Source organism: Chloroflexus sp. (genome assembly GCF_034434295.1).
Classification (GTDB): Bacteria; Chloroflexota; Chloroflexia; order Chloroflexales; family Chloroflexaceae; genus Chloroflexus.
The window spans coordinates 14,880-33,145 of record NZ_DAOTZQ010000011.1; the positions used below are offsets into that span (position 1 = coordinate 14,880).

The following is an 18,266-nucleotide window of genomic DNA, read 5'->3' on the forward strand; positions in this document are numbered from 1 at the left end:
TTGTCGTCGGCATCAAGATGCCGGCATATGTACCGTGTCTGTCGTAGCGCGTGATCGCGCACGCGCCATTTCCTCTTCGATTACCCTGAGCAGTTCCGCCCGTCGTTCAATCCCGGCACCGATGATCAGGCGTTGGCGGCCATGGGTCTGGCGATGCAGCCAACGGCGCAGCGGATTAGATATTGTTTCAGCCGGATCGTACCAGCACAGGATCACAGCCGCTTCATCGGGTGTCACCGGGTGCGGCTGAATAGCACTCATCACATGCCAGGGATAACACAAACGAATACCCAGCGTTTCGTACTGAAGTCCCTCTGCTTCCGGGCGAAACGTCGCGTCCCATTCGGCAATCAGGTTCCAGATCAGCAGGGGCGTGGCCACAACCAGCACCAGCATCAGCAGTGCCGGCACTGTCTGCTCAAGTGCCGGCGGTTGAGCCAGAAGCCGTTGCAGATCAGACGGAAATGCGGCGGGATGGAGACTCAGCCGGAGCGTACTGGACACACTCCACACCGCAAAGACCCAGAGGATCATGGCTACGGCAATCATCAACAGGTTGTCACGCCGTCCTGCCGGCGCGAGGCGATAGTTCTGTGACATTGAATCGTCGCATTGCTGGCGACTTGCGGCCAATGGTCAAAAGAGACGGAGCTGCTCAGGCGGCTCGTCGGCCTGTGGTGCTGGAGTCGAAGCTGTCTTTCGTTGCCGCTCGGCTTCGGCCAGAATTTCGGGCAGGCGGCGAAAATCGGCTTCGAGCAATGGCCGGTTCTGCGGCTGATGAAGTGCAGCCGCCGGGTGGATCATCGGCACGATTAATCGCCCCTGAACATAACGCGGTTGACCGTGAATACGCGAAATCCGTTCACCAGGCAAAAACAGACCCATCGAAAAGCGCCCTAGCGTCACAATCACTGCCGGATCAATGGCCGCAATCTGGCGCATCAGAAACAGTTTCGTACATGTCGCAATTTCTTCTGGTTCGGGATCACGATTCTGGGGCGGGCGACATTTTACAACATTCGCAATATACACTTCGTCGCGCCGCAAACCGGCTAGCGCCAGCAGGTCGGTCAGGAACTGGCCGGAAGGACCAACAAACGGACGACCCTGCCGGTCTTCGTGATAGCCCGGCCCTTCACCAATTAACATAATACGTGCATTTGCCGGCCCCTCGCCGGGTACCGCACGAGTACGTCCTTTGTGCAGATTACAGGCGGTGCAGTGTTGCACCTCTTGCGCAATAGCAAATAATGTATGATCGGCTGTCACGCGCTTACCCTCGCATGTTCAGCTTTACCGATTTATATTATAGCATACCAATCGGATGGTTGCAGATTTTCGATCCGGCTGATTTTATGCTACACTACCAGTAATAGCCGATTTGCCCGACAGGAATAGTCGCCCATGACAGAACGTTCGTCCTCGGCCCAGTCGCCGTCGCATGCGGATTCGCCCCAGTGGCTGCTTAATCGAGCGGAGTTGACGGCGGTGATCGCCGGGTTGTTCGCTGCGCCAACCCCAGGCGAACTGCGTACCAGACTGGAACAGGTGCAACAGCGGTTGCTGGACGAACACGATCCATTGCACGCTGCCGATGATCAGGCGATCCGCTTTACGCCAGAGGTTTTGCAGGCGGAACTGGAACAGATCGCTGCCGCCCAAACGTTGGAGCGGGCCCATTATTACCTTAACCGCCTGCAACGCTCAATGGATGGCCCGCGCTTTGCGCCGGATAGCGATATCGATTTACGGCGCTGGAAAGAATATGACGACATTCTGACCGATAGTCTCTGGTTAATCGAGCGACGTGATGGCTCCGGTGTTCACCGCGCCGACTACTGGGGGAATTTCGTCCCGCAGATTCCTCATCAATTCATCCGTCGCTATACCCGCCCCGGTGAGTGGGTGCTTGATCCATTTGCCGGCTCAGGGACAACCCTGATCGAGGCCCGGCGCCTGGGACGCAACGCGATAGGGGTGGAACTTCAGCCAGCGATGGTGCGCCATGTCGAAGAGTTACTGGCTGCCGAGCCGGCTCCACATCCGACCGTTGCGGTTATCGAGCAGGGTGATAGCCTGGCAGTGGATTTTGCGGATCTGCTGCGACGTTACGGCACCAGTACAGTACAACTGATGTTGCTCCACCCACCCTACCACGACATTATCCGGTTTAGTGACGATCCGCGCGATCTCTCGAATGCACCGACCGTTGATGAGTTTCTGCAGCGCCTGACCACCCTGACCGAACGGGTCGCCGGACTGCTGGATCGTGAGCGCTATCTGGTGCTGGTTATCGGAGACATGTATCGGCAGGGTGAGTGGTATCCGCTCGGTTTTCAGGCGATGGAAGCGGTGCGCTCCTGCGGCTTTCGCCTGAAGAGTATCATTGTCAAGAATATTACCGGCACCCAGGGCAAGCGGGGCAGCAATGAACTGTGGCGGTACCGGGCCCTGGCCGGTGGTTTTTACGTTTTCAAGCACGAATATCTGTTTCTGTTCCAGCGCCGCTGACCTTCTCGCCAGGAGGAGCTATGCTCAAGATAAGTGTGATTATTCCGGCACTGAATGAAGCTGCGCAGATCACCACCTGTATCCAGGCAGTACGTCAGATCGATCCGACGGTCGAAGTCATTGTCGCCGATGGCGGGAGTGAAGATGACACACCGCGGCTAGCGCGAGCTGCCGGAGCGAAGGTGGTGAATGCACCGCGTGGGCGTGGCCGCCAGCTCAATGCCGGTGCTGAACTTGCCGGTGGTGATCTGCTGGTCTTTCTGCACGCCGATACACGCTTGCCGGCCAATGCCTTTACGTTGTTGCAGGCGATGTTCGCCGATCCGCAGGTACAGATCGCTAAATTCCGTCTCTCGTTTGACGATCCCGATTGGCTGCTGGCCCTGGCAGCACGGTTGATGTGGTTCGACTCCCTGCTTACCAGCTACGGCGACCAGTGTATGGTGCTGCGGCGCGATCTCTTCACGGCCCTGGGTGGGTTCCCCGATTGGCCCCTCTTTGAAGATGTTGAACTCTTCCGGCGGGCACGCGCCGTGACGCGGGTTCACGTGGTACCGGCGCAAGTCGTAACATCGGCCCGCCGCTTTCGCGCCAACGGCATTGTCCGTCAACTGCTCCACGATTTCTGGCTCTGGTTGCAATATCTGGTCGGGGTGTCACCCTACGAAATTGCCCGTCAGTACCGTTGAATGGTGGGCCGGTGAGTCGGTGTACAATACAATGAGAAACATTACGCCGGGAGCACGTACCTTATGACGTATACCTCTTTCGCGACAATCGATGAACTACAGGCAGCGCTCGCCGCGCATGCCTATATTGCCGACCGCGCACTGACAACCGCGATCTTTCTGTCCCTGAAGCTCAACAAGCCGCTCCTGCTGGAAGGTGAGGCCGGTGTCGGCAAGACCGAGATTGCCAAAACCCTGGCCCGCATGCAGGGGCGAGAACTGATTCGCCTGCAATGCTACGAAGGGCTGGATGTCAATACCACTATCTACGAGTGGAATTACGCCCGACAGATGCTACAAATTCGCCTGCTGGAGGCGCAGGGGGCAGCCCAGAACACCGCGGCCCAGCAGAGTATCTTTGGGCCGGAGTTTCTGATCAAGCGACCTTTGTTGCAGGCAATCGAGGCACGCGGTGATCAACCACCTATCCTTCTGATCGATGAACTTGATCGCGCCGACGAGGAATTTGAGGCGTTCCTGCTGGAGCTGCTCTCTGACTGGCAAATCTCAATTCCCGAGATCGGCACCATCCGGGCTGAAGTGCCGCCTACGGTAATCATCACCTCTAACCGCACCCGTGAAGTACACGATGCGCTGAAGCGCCGTTGTCTGTTCTACTGGGTGGATTATCCGACTCTTGATAAAGAGATACAGATCGTCAAGGCTCGCGTTCCCGGCGCCAGCGAGCGGCTGGCGCGGCAAGTCGTGCTGGTGGTGCAAGAGTTGCGCCGGATGGATCTCTACAAATTGCCCGGCGTCGCCGAGACCCTCGACTGGGTGACTGCCCTGGTAGCGCTTGATCAAACCGAACTGACGCCGCAGGCGGTTGAGGATACGCTCGGTGCCATTTTGAAGTATCAAGACGACATTGCTCAGGTTCGTGGTCAACGCCTGAACGAGCTACTGAAACGCGCAAGTGTGGGGGTGGCATGAGCGCAGAGATCGATGTCGCAGCGACCCTGGCTGCGTTGCGGGCCGAGGTGCGTGCCCGGCGGGCTGCATTGCCGGCAACCGAACCGACACCGGTCGAACGTGAATTGCAGCGGGTACTGGAAGAGCTAGAGTACACCCGGGTTGTTAGCGCTCACTGGCCGTTGGAAGGCCGCAATCCGCTTGAGCAGGTCGTGGCGTTGATCAACAAAGTAGTGCGACGCTACCTGCGCTGGTACATCAACCCGATTGTCGAACAACAAAACTCGTTCAACGATACTGTGGCACGGGCCATCCGCCTGTTAGCCGCCGAGAACGCCGCTTTGCGTGCCGAACTGACTGCCCTGCGCAACCAGATAGAACAGTCGTCATCATGAGTCGAATTCTGATCTGTGCCACGCAAGTTCCGTTCGTTCGTGGTGGCGCTGAATATCTGGTGGAAAGTCTGCGCGATGAGTTGCAGCGCCGCGGCCATACCGTTGATGTGGTTGCGCTGCCGTTTCAGTGGCATCCGGTAGAACGCATCATTGACAGTGCCCTCGCCTGGCGCCTGCTCGACATCAGTCACGTCAACGGCGAGCCGGTTGATCTGGTGATTGCAACCAAATTCCCGTCATACCTGATCCGCCACGCCCGCAAAGTGCTCTGGCTGGTACATCAGCACCGGCAGGCTTACGACTGGTATGGGACGCCGTTGAGCGATTTTGACGGTTCGCCTTCACACCGGGCAGTGCGCGAACAGATCTTTCGGATCGATAGTCGTGCCCTCAACGAGTGCCAGGCCCGTTTCACGATCTCGCACAATGTCAGCCGGCGTCTCGAACGCTTCAACGGTCTGAGCAGCACACCACTCTATCCGCCCAGCCGCTACGCCGGCAAATTATGGGCAGGTGACTACGGTGACTACATCCTCTCACCGGCCCGTCTTGATCGGGCTAAGCGGATTGACCTGCTCCTGGCAGCGCTGGCACAGACTTCCTCGCCGGTTCGGGTAATCATCGCCGGCACCGGCCCTGATCGCGAACGGTTGCAGCGTCTGGCTGCCGACTACGGTCTGGGCGAGCGGGTCAGTTTTCGCGGTTTTGTGCCTGACGATGAGTTGATTGACCTCTACGCCCACGCCAGAGCCGTCTACTACGCACCGGTTGATGAAGATTACGGCTTTGCGACGGTCGAGGCATTCGGTGCCGCTCGCCCTGTCATCACTACCGACGATGCAGGTGGCGTGTTGGAGTTTGTCCGCCACGGGGAAAATGGTCTCGTTTCATCTCCTGACCCGGTAGCGATTGCCGGTCATCTTGATCAATTGACCTGCGATGTCGCCCTTGCCGCACGCCTCGGTCGTGCCGGCAGACCGCTGGTTGATGGTATTACGTGGGATCGGGTGATCGGGGCGTTGTTGGGGGTAGGGAGGAAAAAGGAGAGAGGGAAGAGGAAATAGGGGTAGATGTAAGGTGGTGGGTGAGTACCGCACGCCCGGCTTCCTCGCCTCTCGCCCCTGGGAACGCGCACCTCCGGCGCACATTTCCGCACCCCCTCGCCCCTGGGAGTGCGCACATCCAGCGCGCATCTGCTCACTCCCGCGCCACGAACCGCATGCGAAGCGTATGCACACTCTCACCCCTGGCAGCGCCCGCCTCCGGTGCACCCGCAACCTGTAGCGAACTGCATTTCGACACGTACCGATCAGTTCATTCCCATCCACAACCACAACTATCCGTCCTATTCGCGACGTGCCGTGCGTGTCACCTGCATGAAGGTGTCGGTGGTGTAGGGACGGGTTCTGAACCCACCCCTACGGGCCATGCGCCCGTTCCCATTGCCATCCGAGGGGTGCGGTGAACGAGGGGGCGAAAGGGTACGTTGTGGGTTACGTGCCATGCGTTGGACTGTGCCTGAATTTGATCCTGGGAGTGCGCACATCCGGTGCGCATCTTCGCACGTCCTCGCCACGAACCGCGTGAGGCGTGCTTGCACACCCACTCACCCTGCCGTCCGGCCTGACGCACCCAGAAATGCTATACTGCCTCTGAGTAGAAAGGAGCACGTATGGCGTTGATGCAGTTGTCTCGACAGCGTATCGCGGCGCTGTTGACCTGCTGGCTCTGTGTGTACCTGGTTGCCTGCGTGGCACCCATGGCGCAATCATCAGCAACTGTGACCCCTGAACCATTGCCGGCAACACCAACTGCCATTCCGATCACTGCCACCGATCTGCTGCAACGGGCGCAGGCAGCGCTTGAGATTGGTGATGATGCCACCGCTGCCGAATTGCTCAGCCAGTTGTTGCAGGTTTTCCCGGCTGCGCCGGAGACAGCACCGGCCCGCCTGTTATTGGCCCGTTCGTTCGCCGACCGTGGGCGCTGGACATCGGCGGCTGAAGTGCTGCGGCCATTGATCGCCGTACCGGGCACGCCGGCGTATGCGCCGGCCCTGTTTCTGACCGCACGCGCCCATGAGGCTGCCGGTATGCACGAGGCTGCCGTAGCAACGTATGCCCAATATGAAGCGCTGAATACCCCATTGGCGCCGTATGCCGCAATGCGGGCCGCTGCACAGTTACAGGTGCTCAATCGTCTGGTCGAGGCTGAGACCACCTATCTGCGGGCTGCCGCCGGTGAAATGGCTGCCGGTCAGCGTGCCACCGCTTACGAACGGGCGATGACGCTGGCCGTTGCACAGGGGCGGTTGTCCGATGCCATCGATTACGCCCGCAACATCCTGTCCTTCGCCACCCAGGCTGATTACCGGGCACGCATGCTGGTTCAGGCTGCCGATCTGGCTGCAACCGCCGGTGATACAGCGACCGCCAATGCGTTGCGCCGTGAAGCACTGGCCGCCTTCGCCGGGGCCGAGACGGTCAGCGCCGTCGATGCGCTCCGCGCTGCTGGCGACCTGCAGATCGACCCGTTTGCAGCGGCTGCGGCCTATCGCGCCGTCGAACGCTGGAATGACGTGATTGGCATGCTCGATATTGCCCTGGCGCGTGAGCAGAATCCCGGCGAAGCGCTGCGCCAGCGCGGGCTGGCCCGGCGTGTGTTGGGCGATTTCGAGGGAGCATTGACCGATCTGGCCGCAGCGCGTGAGCGTGAGCCGGGCAGTGATACCTCCCGCCAGGCCGCGCTGGACTGGATTCAGACCTATGGGCAGAGCGGGGCCACTGCTGAAGCAGCAGCGCTCTACCGTCAATATGCGGATGATCAGCCGGATGATCCGCGAGCGCCGATTGCCCTCGACCGGGCGGCCCAGTTGTACGACCGGCTCGGCGATAGCGCAGCGGCAACCGCTACCCGGCTCGAACTCGGCCAGCGGTATCCGACAACAACGGTTGGCCTGACCGCGCTGCATCGGATTGCCCTGGCGCGTTTCGATGCCGGCGATCTGGCCGGTGCCGGGGAACTTTGGCGATTGCTGGCAGAAAAGGGAGAAGGGATCGGACAGGCGTTAGGCGCATTCTGGGCCGGACGAGTGGCGAAACAGATGGGTGACGAGGCGGCCACCACCTTCTTCCAACAGGCAATCCAGGCTGCACCGGAAAGTTACTACGCAGTGCGAGCGGCTGAGGAGTCGGGCACGATCATAGCGGGATCAATCCCTATTGCTGCACCCATTAGCAACGACGATTGGGCAGTACTGAGCGATTGGATACTGAGCTGGACAAGTGGTGAGACCGATCCCGGCATGGTTGGCGTAGCTGAACGGGCCCAGCTCCTACGCGAAGTGGGGCTATACACTGAAGCGCACGGCGAATGGCTCGATGGCCTGCGCCGGGCCGGAGACTCGCCGCTGAATCTGTTGGCGCTGGCGCAGGTCGCCTATCAGGCCGGTGCCACCTACCCTGCACTACTGGCTGCTGAACGCATCAATCGCCTTGCGCCGGCCACTGCCGCACCGCCACCGTCGGCATTACTCCGTCTGCGCTTTCCGACACCGTATGCGGATGTGGTACAGCGTGAAGCAGCCGCCTTCGGGGTTGATCCATTCTTACTCTACGCCCTCATCCGGCAAGAGAGCCTCTTTCAACCGAGCGCAACCTCGTGGGTGGGCGCACGCGGATTGACCCAGGTGATGCCCGATACTGGGCGCGGGATTGCCCAAAACCTGGGGATCAGTGATTTCAATCTTGACGACCTCTACCGACCACATGTCAGCATTCGCTTCGGCGCCTTCTACCTGGGTCGCCGGATCAGCGACATGAACGGCAGCCTGCACGGTGCGCTGGCCGCCTACAACGGTGGTCTCGGCAATGCACAGCGCTGGGCCAATGGCACTGTAGTCAGTGATCCGGATCGCTTTGTGGAGACCATCGACTTTGCGGAAACGCGGAATTACGTGTGGGCAGTCTATGCGTTTTATGGGGTCTATCGCGGGTTGTATATAGAGTAAGGGATGGTGGCCTCCCCTCACTCCCAAACCCTGTTTCTCTCCCTGCAAGCGCGGACAGCATGTATGGTCTGACGCGATTTCTTCCTCATCAGGAAGCCATGGCGTACACCGCTCATCTCCCCTCGACCGTGCGTTGGGAGATGGGTTAGAGATGACGACCTTCAGATCATCGCCAGACTTTCTTTTGTTTGTTCGTTCACGTGTTCTATTCGTTCTTGAAGCCATTCCCACAGCCAGATGAGTATTGGTGATGGGATGAACTACATACACATGCTGCACTATGCCTGCGGTGAAAGAAAAAGATTCAGCCGATTTTCAGCTCTCTCACAGTCCTGACACAGGAGGTGTTGCTATCCTGAAAAAGACGGTTGTGGAGTGGATGACATTCTTCGTCACGATAAAAAAGGAGAAATTAATGATCCGTGTCATTCTTGTGGTATTAATCGTTACCGGACTGTCCACTCTTGTCAATCCGGTGGGTTCGGTAGCAGCACAGAGCACCTCACCAACGATTGGCCAGATTCAGGCCAATCCGAATGCGTTTATCGATCAGGTCGTTACCATTAGCGGCCGTAGCGGTATCTACGTTGGCGAGGACGAATTTATACTCGATGACGGCACCGGTCAAATTGTGGTTGACACGCCATCCTCGGCTCAGCTTATCACTATTCCTGTTGGTACATCGATAACGGTGGTCGGTCAGATCGACTGGATAGGATCACCATCGTCACCGCGTGGCGTTGATCTTGATGCTTGTCGCATTACGCTGCCTGACCGCACAATCGATATCCGCGACTGCTCCTTCGGTTCGTCCGTTCCGGCGAATTCGCCCCCATCACAGAGTCCGCCGGCAAATCAGAGTAATTCACCCACGATTGGGCAGATTCAGGCTAATCCGAATGCATTTCTCTATCAGATCGTTACTATCAGCGGTCGCAGTGGTGTCTATGTCGATGAGAACGAGTTCATGCTCGATGATGGCACCGGTCAGATTGTAGTAGATCCCGGCCCACCCTGGTATCAGCGCATCAATGTTCCTGTCGGCACGCCAATTACCGTGGTTGGTCAGATAGACTGGATGGGACCACCGTGGGCACGGCGGGGAATCGATCTTGATGCGTGCCGCATTATTACACCTGACCGGACAATCGAGATCCGTGATTGTTCCTTCAACGGTCCTCCACCATGGGCTGGCGGACCTAATCGTGGTCGCGGGCGTCCGTAATCACTGATCTGATCTGAGGTGTTGTTGAACCGCCTACCGGTAGGCTTGTCAGATGTCGGTAGGCGGTATATGATTATCCAAATAGCAGCGCAAAAACTCGCAATCTAACGTGAAGAGCAGAGCATGACGAACACACCATTATCGTATCGCATCGTCTTGATCGAAGATGATGAAGCGTTGACTGCTATGTTAGCACCCAGTCTGCGATACGCCGGCATGGAGGTGATCGTTGCTGCTGATGGCCCTACCGGCCTTCAGGCTATAATGACCCACCAGCCTGATCTTATTCTCCTTGATTGGATGCTGCCGGGGATGGATGGACTGGAATTGTGTCGTCATATCCGCCAGTGCACACAGGCGCCGATCATTATGTTGACGGCACGGGATGCAATTACCGACCGGGTAACCGGACTCGACGCGGGTGTTGATGATTACCTGGTAAAGCCATTCCATCTCGATGAACTGCTCGCACGCATGCGTGCTCGTTTGCGCGGGCGAACTACACCTGTGAATGTGATCACGTTTGGCGATCTCACTCTCGATCTCGATATACGTGAGGTACAACGCGGCACAAGGCGGATATCGTTGACCAACACCGAGTTTCAGGTGCTCTGTCTGTTCATGCGCCATCCACGTCAGGTCTTGAGCAAAGAAGTGATATTAGAACAGGTGTGGGGGTATGATTTTGACGGCAACACGAACATCGTCGAGCAGTATGTGCGCACCCTCCGTCAGAAACTTGGTGATCCGCAGCTCATTCACACTATCCGCTACGCCGGGTATATCCTGCGAGAAGATGCATGAAGCACCTTCCCTCATTCAAAACAGTACTGATAACGCTCTATCTTGGGAGTGTCCTGCCACTCCTGCTTGGTTTAGGATTTGTCCTCTACCTTGAATACCGTACCCTATTGATTCAGGAACATGAAGCAACGTTACGCGACTTGATCAACGTGTTGGTTGAACCACAACCGTCATCTACGCTCACCCTGCACCAGACGGCAGAATTGCTCAATACGCAGTTACGCCACACCGACTTTCAGGCCGTTGTTATCGATCCTACCGGTCGCTGGTTTGGTGATGTGCCACCACTACTCACTGCAACCGAACACGCAACTCTCCGGACAACCGGTATGCCCGTAAGTCGATTGATCCAAACAGATGCAGGTGAATATCTGGTGTATGGTCGGGTAATTTTAGACGCTGATGGGCGGGTTCCTGGCGTGGTAGAAGGTCAGTTTCCGATTACCGCAGTAATGCCTGATCTGGCTCAGGTAACCCAATGGCTCGCACTGACCATCGGTGGTGCCATCCTGCTGTTGCTCGGATTGACGCCCCTCGTTGTTCATCTGGCAATGCAACCACTGCGCATCCTGCTGCATACGGCTCACGCCGTCGGAAGTGGGCAACTCGCAGTGCGCAGTCCGTTGCCGGGTGTACGTGAGTTTGGTGAACTGGCAAACACCATCAACGCCATGCTTGATCGGATTGAGCATACCCTTCGTGTTGAGACCCAAACTGCCGATCAGTTACGCCGTTTTGTTGCCGATGCCTCGCATGAGTTGCGTACCCCACTTGCCGTTTTTGGTCATGGGCTTGATCTCCTGCAAGAGGCGTTACGTCGTCAGGATCACGATCAAGTCCAGCACACCTTGCTCCGATTACAGCGGGAACAGGAAAGTATGCGACGGCTGGTGAATGACCTACTGTTACTGGCCAGAATGGAGCAACCACACGCCGCTCCGCTGCACTATGAGTTCATAGAACCAGTGCCATTTCTGGAAGAGATTACTGAACGGGCACAAATGATTGCCTGTGGTCAACACATTCGTTTGCGCTGGCCCGCTGCTACGCTACCAGCTATCGAAGCTGACCCTGATGCTTTGCGGCGGGCGCTCAGCAATCTGGTAGAAAATGCCATTCGGCATACCCCACCTGGCCGAACGATTACGTTGAGTGTTTATGCAGAAACTGCTGAAATTGGTTTTGTCGTTGCTGATGAGGGTGAAGGGATTGCTACCGAGCATCTGCAACGATTGGGAGAGCGTTTTTATCGTGTCGATGGATCGCGTTCGCGGAATGGTGGGGGCACCGGGTTGGGACTGGCGATTGTCAAAGCAATCGCCACAGCGCATGGTGGTCGATTGGAGATTGCAAGTGCCCCACGCTATGGCACTACAGCTCGCTTCGTTATTCCGGTGGCCCGTTCACATACATCATTAGCGCGTGAGTCCGGACACACAGATGTATCCTCTGCCGGTAAGAAGACGGTTAAACTGCGACAACCGTTTTCCCTGACCCTTCAGGTCTGGATCGCATCTGGTGGTATCTTGGGAGCGCTGGTACTACTGGTTGGTCTGGGTTATCAAGCCCTACCGACACGCACTCCTTCTGTCAACCTGATAGAACCGTTCTCTGTCGGAAATCTGACGTTACCACCACCTGAGCATAACGCCGGCAGGGATTCATTCATCGCACTACCAACCGGCTATCTCGATCAGGCGGCAGAACTAGCGGCACAGATGAACGGTGGGGTTGCCATCAGTATCTTTTTCAACGGACGGCACGATTCTTCTGTTGACGTGATGATAAGCGACGGTAGCTTGATCAGAATTGATACTCGCTCAATGGTTGTCCAAAATGTGCGTTCTGCCCCTCAGGGTCGTGGACGCGGCGTTGAGCGTCAGCGACGCGAATGGGCGGAACTGGCAGCCATGAAAACACGTTACCCTCCGTCTCTTGGGTTTGATGATGTACATAGGATCGTCCAGCAGGCAGGAACGTTACCAACCCATATTTCATTGATCCTGATCGATGACCAACTCTTCTACCTGGTGGACGGCAATCGTCAACGAATGTTGATCAATGCGTATACCGGAGCCTTCTCTCTGGACGAGCGAGACTGATGTGTACAAGTGGCCGGTTCCGAAGACAGATCGTTGTTACCTCTTTCAATCCCATGGTCATTCAGCTCCTTATGCTCTTTCTTGAGTAAATCTTGAGCTGTCCTTCACAATTGCTTGAGCTGGCATTGCTACACTGAACAAGGCAACAAGCAAAGTGCTTGCGAAGGGTTGTAACAGGATAAACAGTTTGTCTTGCCTGAACGTGCATAAAGCCTGGCGACCGGCACGATATCCTGAAGGTGCGCAGATCTGGCTGACACGCTATCAGCGATGATGTGCCTGCAGGCAAGATATGAGGCACTCCATGGGACGTCGTGTTCGCCATCATCAACATCGACCATCACAACGTACAATCGGATTTCTTGTTGTTGGTATAGGACTGGCAGGCTTTTTGATTGCCAGTTTGATCACAGCCCAACCGGGCAGAGATACTGTGACTACCGCCGATCCTGCTCAGATCGCCGATGGGCGATCACTGTACGTAACATATTGCGCCAGTTGTCATGGTCTCAATCTTGAAGGGCAGCCCAACTGGCAACAACCGCTGCCCAATGGCATGAGGCCGGCACCACCGCATGATGCCAGCGGACATACCTGGCATCATGCCGATGCGCTCTTGTTTCAGATCACAAAGTATGGCGGGCAGAGCATAGCCTCGCCGGGGTATGTCAGCGGGATGCCGGCGTTTGGCAATCAGCTCACCGATCGTCAAATCTGGGCCATTCTGTCCTATATCAAAAGCACCTGGCCGCCCGAAATTCGAGAGGCGCAGGAAGCTGTCAACCGCCAATCGCCGTAGCCGATTTCCGTCACATCACACTTGCAGAAGGAGGGGTCTATGCTTTCACGACTCACACGACGGGGTTTATTGCGCTTATTTGGGGCAGGTGCTCTCGCCTTTGGCAGTGGCGTTCTCAATGGCTGTGCCCTACCGACGCGCTCTTCGGTAATGCCACAACCGCAGACCAATCCCAATCCTGCCTTTACCCCCGATCTCGATCTGACCATACGTGCAGTTGCCGCAGAAGTGTCAATCCTGCCGGGAAAGCCGACCAGAGTGTGGACATATCAGGCTCAGGTGCATGCCGGCGATCCGGCAGCAGTACAACCAATTCCCGACAGCTATCTTGGTCCGATTATTCGTGTTCGCACCGGGCAGAAGGTACGTATCACGTTTGAGAATGGGTTACCCGATCCTCGCCAGGCTTCGATTATTCACTGGCACGGTCTGCATACTCCGCCCGCGATGGATGGGCATCCGTATACGGCGGTGCGTCCCGGCGAACGTTATGTCTACGAATTTACCGTCACTGATCGGGCCGGTACGTACTGGTTTCACCCCCATCCTCACGGCCAGACTGCACAACAGGTTATCATGGGTCTCGCCGGGCTGTTTGTGGTAAGTGATCCTGCCGAGGAGGCAATCGGTTTGCCGGGCGGTGAATATGACCTGCCGCTTGTCATTCAGGACCGTACCTTTGATGCTGACAATCAGTTCGTCTACGACCCAGACCCAATGACCCGCTTGATGGGTTTTCTCGGTGAGCGAATTCTGGTCAATGGCCGGCCAGACCTGACCATCACCGCCGCAACCCGCGCATATCGCTGGCGCATTCTCAACGGCTCGAACAGTCGTATTTACAAACTGGCCTGGGATTCGGGTATGCCACTGACGGTCATTGCCACCGATGGTGGTCTGCTCGAACGTCCGCTTACTCGCCCGTTCGTTATGCTGGCGCCGGGCGAGCGGATCGAACTCTGGGTTGATCTCCGTAATATTCCTCCCGGTACTACTCTCAAACTGATCAGTCAGCCGTTCAGCGGCGCCGAGGGTGTTGGTATGATGAGCGAGAGCGGGAATATGGATCACGGGATGGGTGGCATGCACGGTCAGATGGGAATGATGCGCAGCGGCAACGCTCCACCCCTTGGTGCACCGCTCGACATTCTCCATGTGCAGGTGACACGTCAGGAGCAGGAAACGCTCGTGCTGCCTGCCTTGCTGACGCCGATCCAGCGTTATCGGCGGGAAGAAGCCGTTAATGCAACAACACCACGGCGTATCGCCCTTTCGCTGCGCGGTATGGAATGGCGGATCAATGGGAAAACGTTCGTGATGGACGAAGTGGCACCGGATGAGATTGTACGGCTGAATACGCTCGAACTGTGGGAGATTGTCAACGAGACGAATCCGGGCGAGATGATGGATCCGATGGGAATGGCGCATCCCATTCATATTCACGGTGGTCAGTTTCAGATCATTCAGCGCACCGTACTTCCCGAATTACAGACCGGTTGGGAAGAGGTGAAGGACGGATACGTTGACGAAGGCTGGAAGGATACCATCCTGGTGATGCCCGGCGAACGGGTGCAGATATTGATAGCCTTCCGTGACTATACCGGTATGTATGTCTATCACTGCCATAACCTCGAACACGAAGACGCCGGCATGATGCGCAATTACCGGATTGAGGTATGATGGTCTGAACTCTATCCTGGCAAAGGATTTGGATACATGCAAACATCACCCTCATCACACGACGAGCACCAACACCCATCAGGGACTCCTCAATCAACCCATGATCATCACGATCATAGCAATCACCGTATGAGTGCTCCACACGCTGCCGGCCATCTGTCGCACCAGGATCATGCGGAGCATTCACCAGATCTGTTCCGACGTCGATTCTGGCTGGCATTCGGGTTAACAATCCCGGTTGTGATCTACTCACCGATGATTCAGCAATTGCTGGGCTACACTGTTCCTACCTTTCCCGGTAGCAATATGATCGGCTTCTTGTTGGGAACAGTCATCTTTTGGTATGGTGGATGGCCTTTTTTACAGGGGGCAATTAGCGAAATTCGACAGCGCACACCCGGCATGATGACGCTGGTAGCACTGGCAATTACGACTGCCTACGTCTATTCAGCAAGCATTAGTATTGGCCTTATAGCCGGCATGGATTTCTATTGGGAACTGGCAACGCTTGTGACCATTATGTTGCTGGGTCACTGGCTGGAAATGCGTGCTGTAGGAAGTGCGCAGAGTGCGCTTAACGAACTGGCAAAGCTCCTGCCCGATACTGCCGAGTTGTTAACACCTGATGGCAGTACTCGCATTGTGGCGGTAAGTGAGTTACGTAATGGCGATGTAGTGCTTGTACGTCCGGGTGCAGCAGTACCGGCAGATGGTGTTGTTGAACACGGCGAAAGCCAGATCAACGAGTCGATGATAACCGGTGAAAGCCGTCTGATCGATAAATACCCCGGTGAGCGTGTGATTGCCGGTACAGTCAATGGAAATGGTGTGCTGCGCGTAAGAATCGACAAAACCGGCGATCAAACCGTATTAGCCGGTATCATGCACCTGGTTGCTGAAGCTCAGCGTAGCCGGTCGCGGATGCAGGATCTGGCTCATCGCGCTGCCTTTTGGCTGACCTGGATTGCATTAGGAACGGCATTCCTGACTGCGCTGGCCTGGGGTGTCACCAATGGATTGAATGAAACAACGCTTGAGCGTGTAGTTACGGTACTGGTTGTGGCTTGCCCACATGCACTTGGCCTGGCCATTCCGTTAGTTGTAGCAATTTCAACAACACTCGCGGCGAAAAATGGCATACTCGTGCGTGAGCGACGTGCGCTTGAGGCAGCGCGTCGCATTAACACTGTTATGTTTGATAAAACCGGTACACTCACACGAGGTGAACCAGGTCTGATTGCATTGGTGACCAATGGTACGCTTACCGATGACGAAGCGCTGAAAATCGTTGCCGCAGTTGAACGCAATAGTGAGCATCACCTGGCACGTGCAATTGTCACCGCAGCTCAGGAACGGGGTCTTGAACTGCCAGAAGTTCAGCACTTCGAGACGCTGCCCGGTCGTGGCGTTAAGGCGACCATCGGAAATGCCACCTATCTGGCAGGTGGCCCACGTCTGTGGGAATATCTGGATGTTTCATTTCCCGATGCATTGTTCCAACAGATGACGATCTGGGAGCAACAAGGACAAACGGTCGTTGCGCTCATTCGGGATCGCAACGTGCTGGCAGTGCTTTCACTCGCCGATGTTATTCGGCCGGAGTCGTATCAGGCCGTGCGCATGCTTCAGTCCCAGGGGATTGAAATTGCCATGCTAACCGGTGACTCGCAGGCAGTTGCTGATTGGGTTGCCAAAGAGTTGGGAATTTCGAGAGTGTTTGCCCAGGTGTTGCCAGAACATAAAGCCGTAAGGGTGCGCGAACTGCAACAACAAGGTAAACGCGTGGCAATGGTCGGTGATGGGATCAACGATGCACCTGCACTGGCACAGGCTGATGTTGGAATTGCTATTGGTGCAGGCACCGACATTGCCCGGGCTTCTGCGGGAATTGTGCTCGTGCGTAATGATCCACGCGACATTGTGCGTATTGTGCGACTGAGCAGTGCCAGTTATGCCAGGATGGTGCAAAATCTGGCCTGGGCTACTGGCTATAATGGAATTGCCTTACCGCTGGCTGCCGGCATCGCTGCACCGCTAGGGTTGACACTACCGGCATGGATGGGGGCATTGCTGATGTCACTGAGCACCATTATTGTCGCTCTCAATGCACAACAATTACGCTGGCTTGACCTTCACGTTGATTTGGCAGATAGGATGGATCATTAATTCTCTACGCCCCCACTGCACTATACCGCTGCACGCCGCCGCGCCAGAGCCAGCGCAGCAATAGTCCAAACAGCCCAATCCAGGCCAGTTGATGCACGAATCCCCAGATGATTGCCGGCAGATCGATCCGCCCCAATAACAGTTCGAGCGGAAAGGCCAGCATTGCCCGGAAAGGCAACCAGTCCAACACCATCTTGACCGGTGGTGGCAGCAGATCGAGTGGTACCAGATAGCCGCTGGAAAACGCATACACCCCAAACCAGAAATCTTGCAGCGCCAGCACTTGCGTCCACCAAAAGCTCAGCACGCCGATACAACACTGGTTCAGGAAGTAGACGGTAAAGGCCAGCACAATCGCCAGCGGTAACAGACTCCACCGCAGTGGATCGGGTTGCGGTATCGCTCCCGGCGCGATCAGGGCCGTGATCAGGGCAATTGGGGCGATCATCAGCAGCCGGAGAGGTTTATCGGCCAGGGCCATCGCCAGATACCGCCACAGGGGGTGAACTGGACGCAACAGGTGCGGTGACAATTCGCCGAGCCGAATTTCACGTTCCATGTCCCAGATGATCCACACCCCAGTCAATTGTCGAATACAGAGTGCTCCGACGAAATAGGCCACAAAATCATCACTGGCGTACCCACCGATCACACCATCTCCCGCCAGTGTGCGCCAGACTGCTAGCATCACCAGCGGTAACATACCGGTGATGACCCAGATCAGCAGTTGCGCACGATACGCCAGCGCATCGGCCCAGGCTACCCGCATCAGAGCAGCAAACTTGGCAGACATAGTTGTTCTCTTTCTGTCTTACCACAGAGGGTACAGCGATCTTTTCTCACCACAGAGCCACAGAGGAAAATAAATACCCTATTTTCTCAAAACTACCCGGCAGGAGCCGCCTGTACCGCATCCCGCACCCTCCTGCCCCCAC

Annotated in this window: 15 protein-coding genes; 12 read left to right on the forward strand and 3 right to left on the reverse strand. The window is 56.5% G+C overall.

What is annotated here, in order from left to right:
* Positions 1–12: 12 nt before the first annotated feature.
* Positions 13–600, reverse strand: coding sequence for a hypothetical protein (locus VAE57_RS02445; protein WP_322820328.1), 588 nt, complete (start codon positions 598–600; stop codon positions 13–15).
* Between the two features lie 36 nt (positions 601–636).
* Positions 637–1,269, reverse strand: a complete 633-nt coding sequence (locus VAE57_RS02450; protein WP_322820329.1) for a uracil-DNA glycosylase — start codon at positions 1,267–1,269, stop codon at positions 637–639.
* 135 nt (positions 1,270–1,404) lie between these two features.
* On the opposite strand from VAE57_RS02450, the gene VAE57_RS02455 reads away from it, so the two are divergent.
* The 12 genes from VAE57_RS02455 (at position 1,405) to VAE57_RS02510 (ending at position 17,331) form a co-directional block, all read left to right on the forward strand.
* Entirely contained in the window at positions 1,405–2,511 is a 1,107-nt protein-coding gene (locus tag VAE57_RS02455) for a TRM11 family SAM-dependent methyltransferase (protein WP_322820330.1), read from the forward strand.
* Positions 2,512–2,531: 20 nt separating this feature from the next.
* Positions 2,532–3,200: a TIGR04283 family arsenosugar biosynthesis glycosyltransferase gene (locus VAE57_RS02460; protein WP_322820331.1), complete on the forward strand. Its 669-nt coding sequence runs from the start codon at positions 2,532–2,534 to the stop codon at positions 3,198–3,200.
* A gap of 63 nt (positions 3,201–3,263) precedes the next feature.
* Complete coding sequence (locus tag VAE57_RS02465; RefSeq protein WP_322820332.1) at positions 3,264–4,172, forward strand: MoxR family ATPase; 909 nt, start codon at positions 3,264–3,266, stop codon at positions 4,170–4,172.
* Positions 4,169–4,546: a hypothetical protein gene (locus tag VAE57_RS02470; protein WP_322820333.1), complete on the forward strand. Its 378-nt coding sequence runs from the start codon at positions 4,169–4,171 to the stop codon at positions 4,544–4,546. Before VAE57_RS02465 ends, VAE57_RS02470 begins: the two co-directional genes overlap by 4 nt.
* The gene (locus tag VAE57_RS02475; RefSeq protein ID WP_322820334.1) at positions 4,543–5,610 is read left to right on the forward strand and encodes a glycosyltransferase family 4 protein; all 1,068 of its coding nucleotides are present in this window, start codon (positions 4,543–4,545) and stop codon (positions 5,608–5,610) included. The genes VAE57_RS02470 and VAE57_RS02475 overlap by 4 nt, the downstream gene beginning before the upstream one ends.
* A 608-nt stretch (positions 5,611–6,218) precedes the next feature.
* The gene (locus VAE57_RS02480) at positions 6,219–8,555 is read left to right on the forward strand and encodes a transglycosylase SLT domain-containing protein (protein ID WP_322820335.1); all 2,337 of its coding nucleotides are present in this window, start codon (positions 6,219–6,221) and stop codon (positions 8,553–8,555) included.
* Between the two features lie 415 nt (positions 8,556–8,970).
* Complete coding sequence (locus tag VAE57_RS02485) at positions 8,971–9,780, forward strand: hypothetical protein (RefSeq protein ID WP_322820336.1); 810 nt, start codon at positions 8,971–8,973, stop codon at positions 9,778–9,780.
* Between the two features lie 123 nt (positions 9,781–9,903).
* Positions 9,904–10,584 (forward strand): response regulator transcription factor, encoded by a 681-nt coding sequence (locus VAE57_RS02490; protein ID WP_322820337.1) that lies wholly within the window; start codon positions 9,904–9,906, stop codon positions 10,582–10,584.
* Entirely contained in the window at positions 10,581–12,686 is a 2,106-nt protein-coding gene (locus VAE57_RS02495) for a sensor histidine kinase (RefSeq protein WP_322820338.1), read from the forward strand. The genes VAE57_RS02490 and VAE57_RS02495 overlap by 4 nt, the downstream gene beginning before the upstream one ends.
* Positions 12,687–12,990: 304 nt before the next feature.
* Positions 12,991–13,485, forward strand: a complete 495-nt coding sequence (locus VAE57_RS02500) for a cytochrome c (protein WP_322820339.1) — start codon at positions 12,991–12,993, stop codon at positions 13,483–13,485.
* A gap of 39 nt (positions 13,486–13,524) precedes the next feature.
* Positions 13,525–15,165: a multicopper oxidase family protein gene (locus tag VAE57_RS02505; protein WP_322820340.1), complete on the forward strand. Its 1,641-nt coding sequence runs from the start codon at positions 13,525–13,527 to the stop codon at positions 15,163–15,165.
* Positions 15,166–15,201: 36 nt separating this feature from the next.
* A complete protein-coding gene (locus tag VAE57_RS02510) occupies positions 15,202–17,331 on the forward strand; it encodes a heavy metal translocating P-type ATPase (RefSeq protein WP_416208422.1) in 2,130 nt (709 codons plus the stop codon).
* A gap of 4 nt (positions 17,332–17,335) precedes the next feature.
* Here the strand turns inward: VAE57_RS02510 and VAE57_RS02515 are convergent, their stop codons facing one another.
* The gene (locus tag VAE57_RS02515) at positions 17,336–18,124 is read right to left on the reverse strand and encodes an ABC transporter permease (RefSeq protein ID WP_322820342.1); all 789 of its coding nucleotides are present in this window, start codon (positions 18,122–18,124) and stop codon (positions 17,336–17,338) included.
* Positions 18,125–18,266 lie beyond the last annotated feature (142 nt).

Excerpts from the sequence above, each read along its gene's own strand:
- VAE57_RS02445 (WP_322820328.1), bottom strand. The coding sequence starts at position 600 with ATGTCACAGAACTATCGCCTCGCGCCGGCAGGACGGCGTGACAACCTG.
- VAE57_RS02455 (WP_322820330.1), top strand. The coding sequence starts at position 1,405 with ATGACAGAACGTTCGTCCTCGGCCCAGTCGCCGTCGCATGCGGATTCG.
- VAE57_RS02460 (WP_322820331.1), top strand. The coding sequence starts at position 2,532 with ATGCTCAAGATAAGTGTGATTATTCCGGCACTGAATGAAGCTGCGCAG.
- VAE57_RS02465 (WP_322820332.1), top strand. The coding sequence starts at position 3,264 with ATGACGTATACCTCTTTCGCGACAATCGATGAACTACAGGCAGCGCTC.
- VAE57_RS02470 (WP_322820333.1), top strand. The coding sequence starts at position 4,169 with ATGAGCGCAGAGATCGATGTCGCAGCGACCCTGGCTGCGTTGCGGGCC.
- VAE57_RS02475 (WP_322820334.1), top strand. The coding sequence starts at position 4,543 with ATGAGTCGAATTCTGATCTGTGCCACGCAAGTTCCGTTCGTTCGTGGT.
- VAE57_RS02480 (WP_322820335.1), top strand. The coding sequence starts at position 6,219 with ATGGCGTTGATGCAGTTGTCTCGACAGCGTATCGCGGCGCTGTTGACC.
- VAE57_RS02485 (WP_322820336.1), top strand. The coding sequence starts at position 8,971 with ATGATCCGTGTCATTCTTGTGGTATTAATCGTTACCGGACTGTCCACT.
- VAE57_RS02490 (WP_322820337.1), top strand. The coding sequence starts at position 9,904 with ATGACGAACACACCATTATCGTATCGCATCGTCTTGATCGAAGATGAT.
- VAE57_RS02495 (WP_322820338.1), top strand. The coding sequence starts at position 10,581 with ATGAAGCACCTTCCCTCATTCAAAACAGTACTGATAACGCTCTATCTT.
- VAE57_RS02500 (WP_322820339.1), top strand. The coding sequence starts at position 12,991 with ATGGGACGTCGTGTTCGCCATCATCAACATCGACCATCACAACGTACA.
- VAE57_RS02505 (WP_322820340.1), top strand. The coding sequence starts at position 13,525 with ATGCTTTCACGACTCACACGACGGGGTTTATTGCGCTTATTTGGGGCA.
- VAE57_RS02510 (WP_416208422.1), top strand. The coding sequence starts at position 15,202 with ATGCAAACATCACCCTCATCACACGACGAGCACCAACACCCATCAGGG.
- VAE57_RS02515 (WP_322820342.1), bottom strand. The coding sequence starts at position 18,124 with ATGTCTGCCAAGTTTGCTGCTCTGATGCGGGTAGCCTGGGCCGATGCG.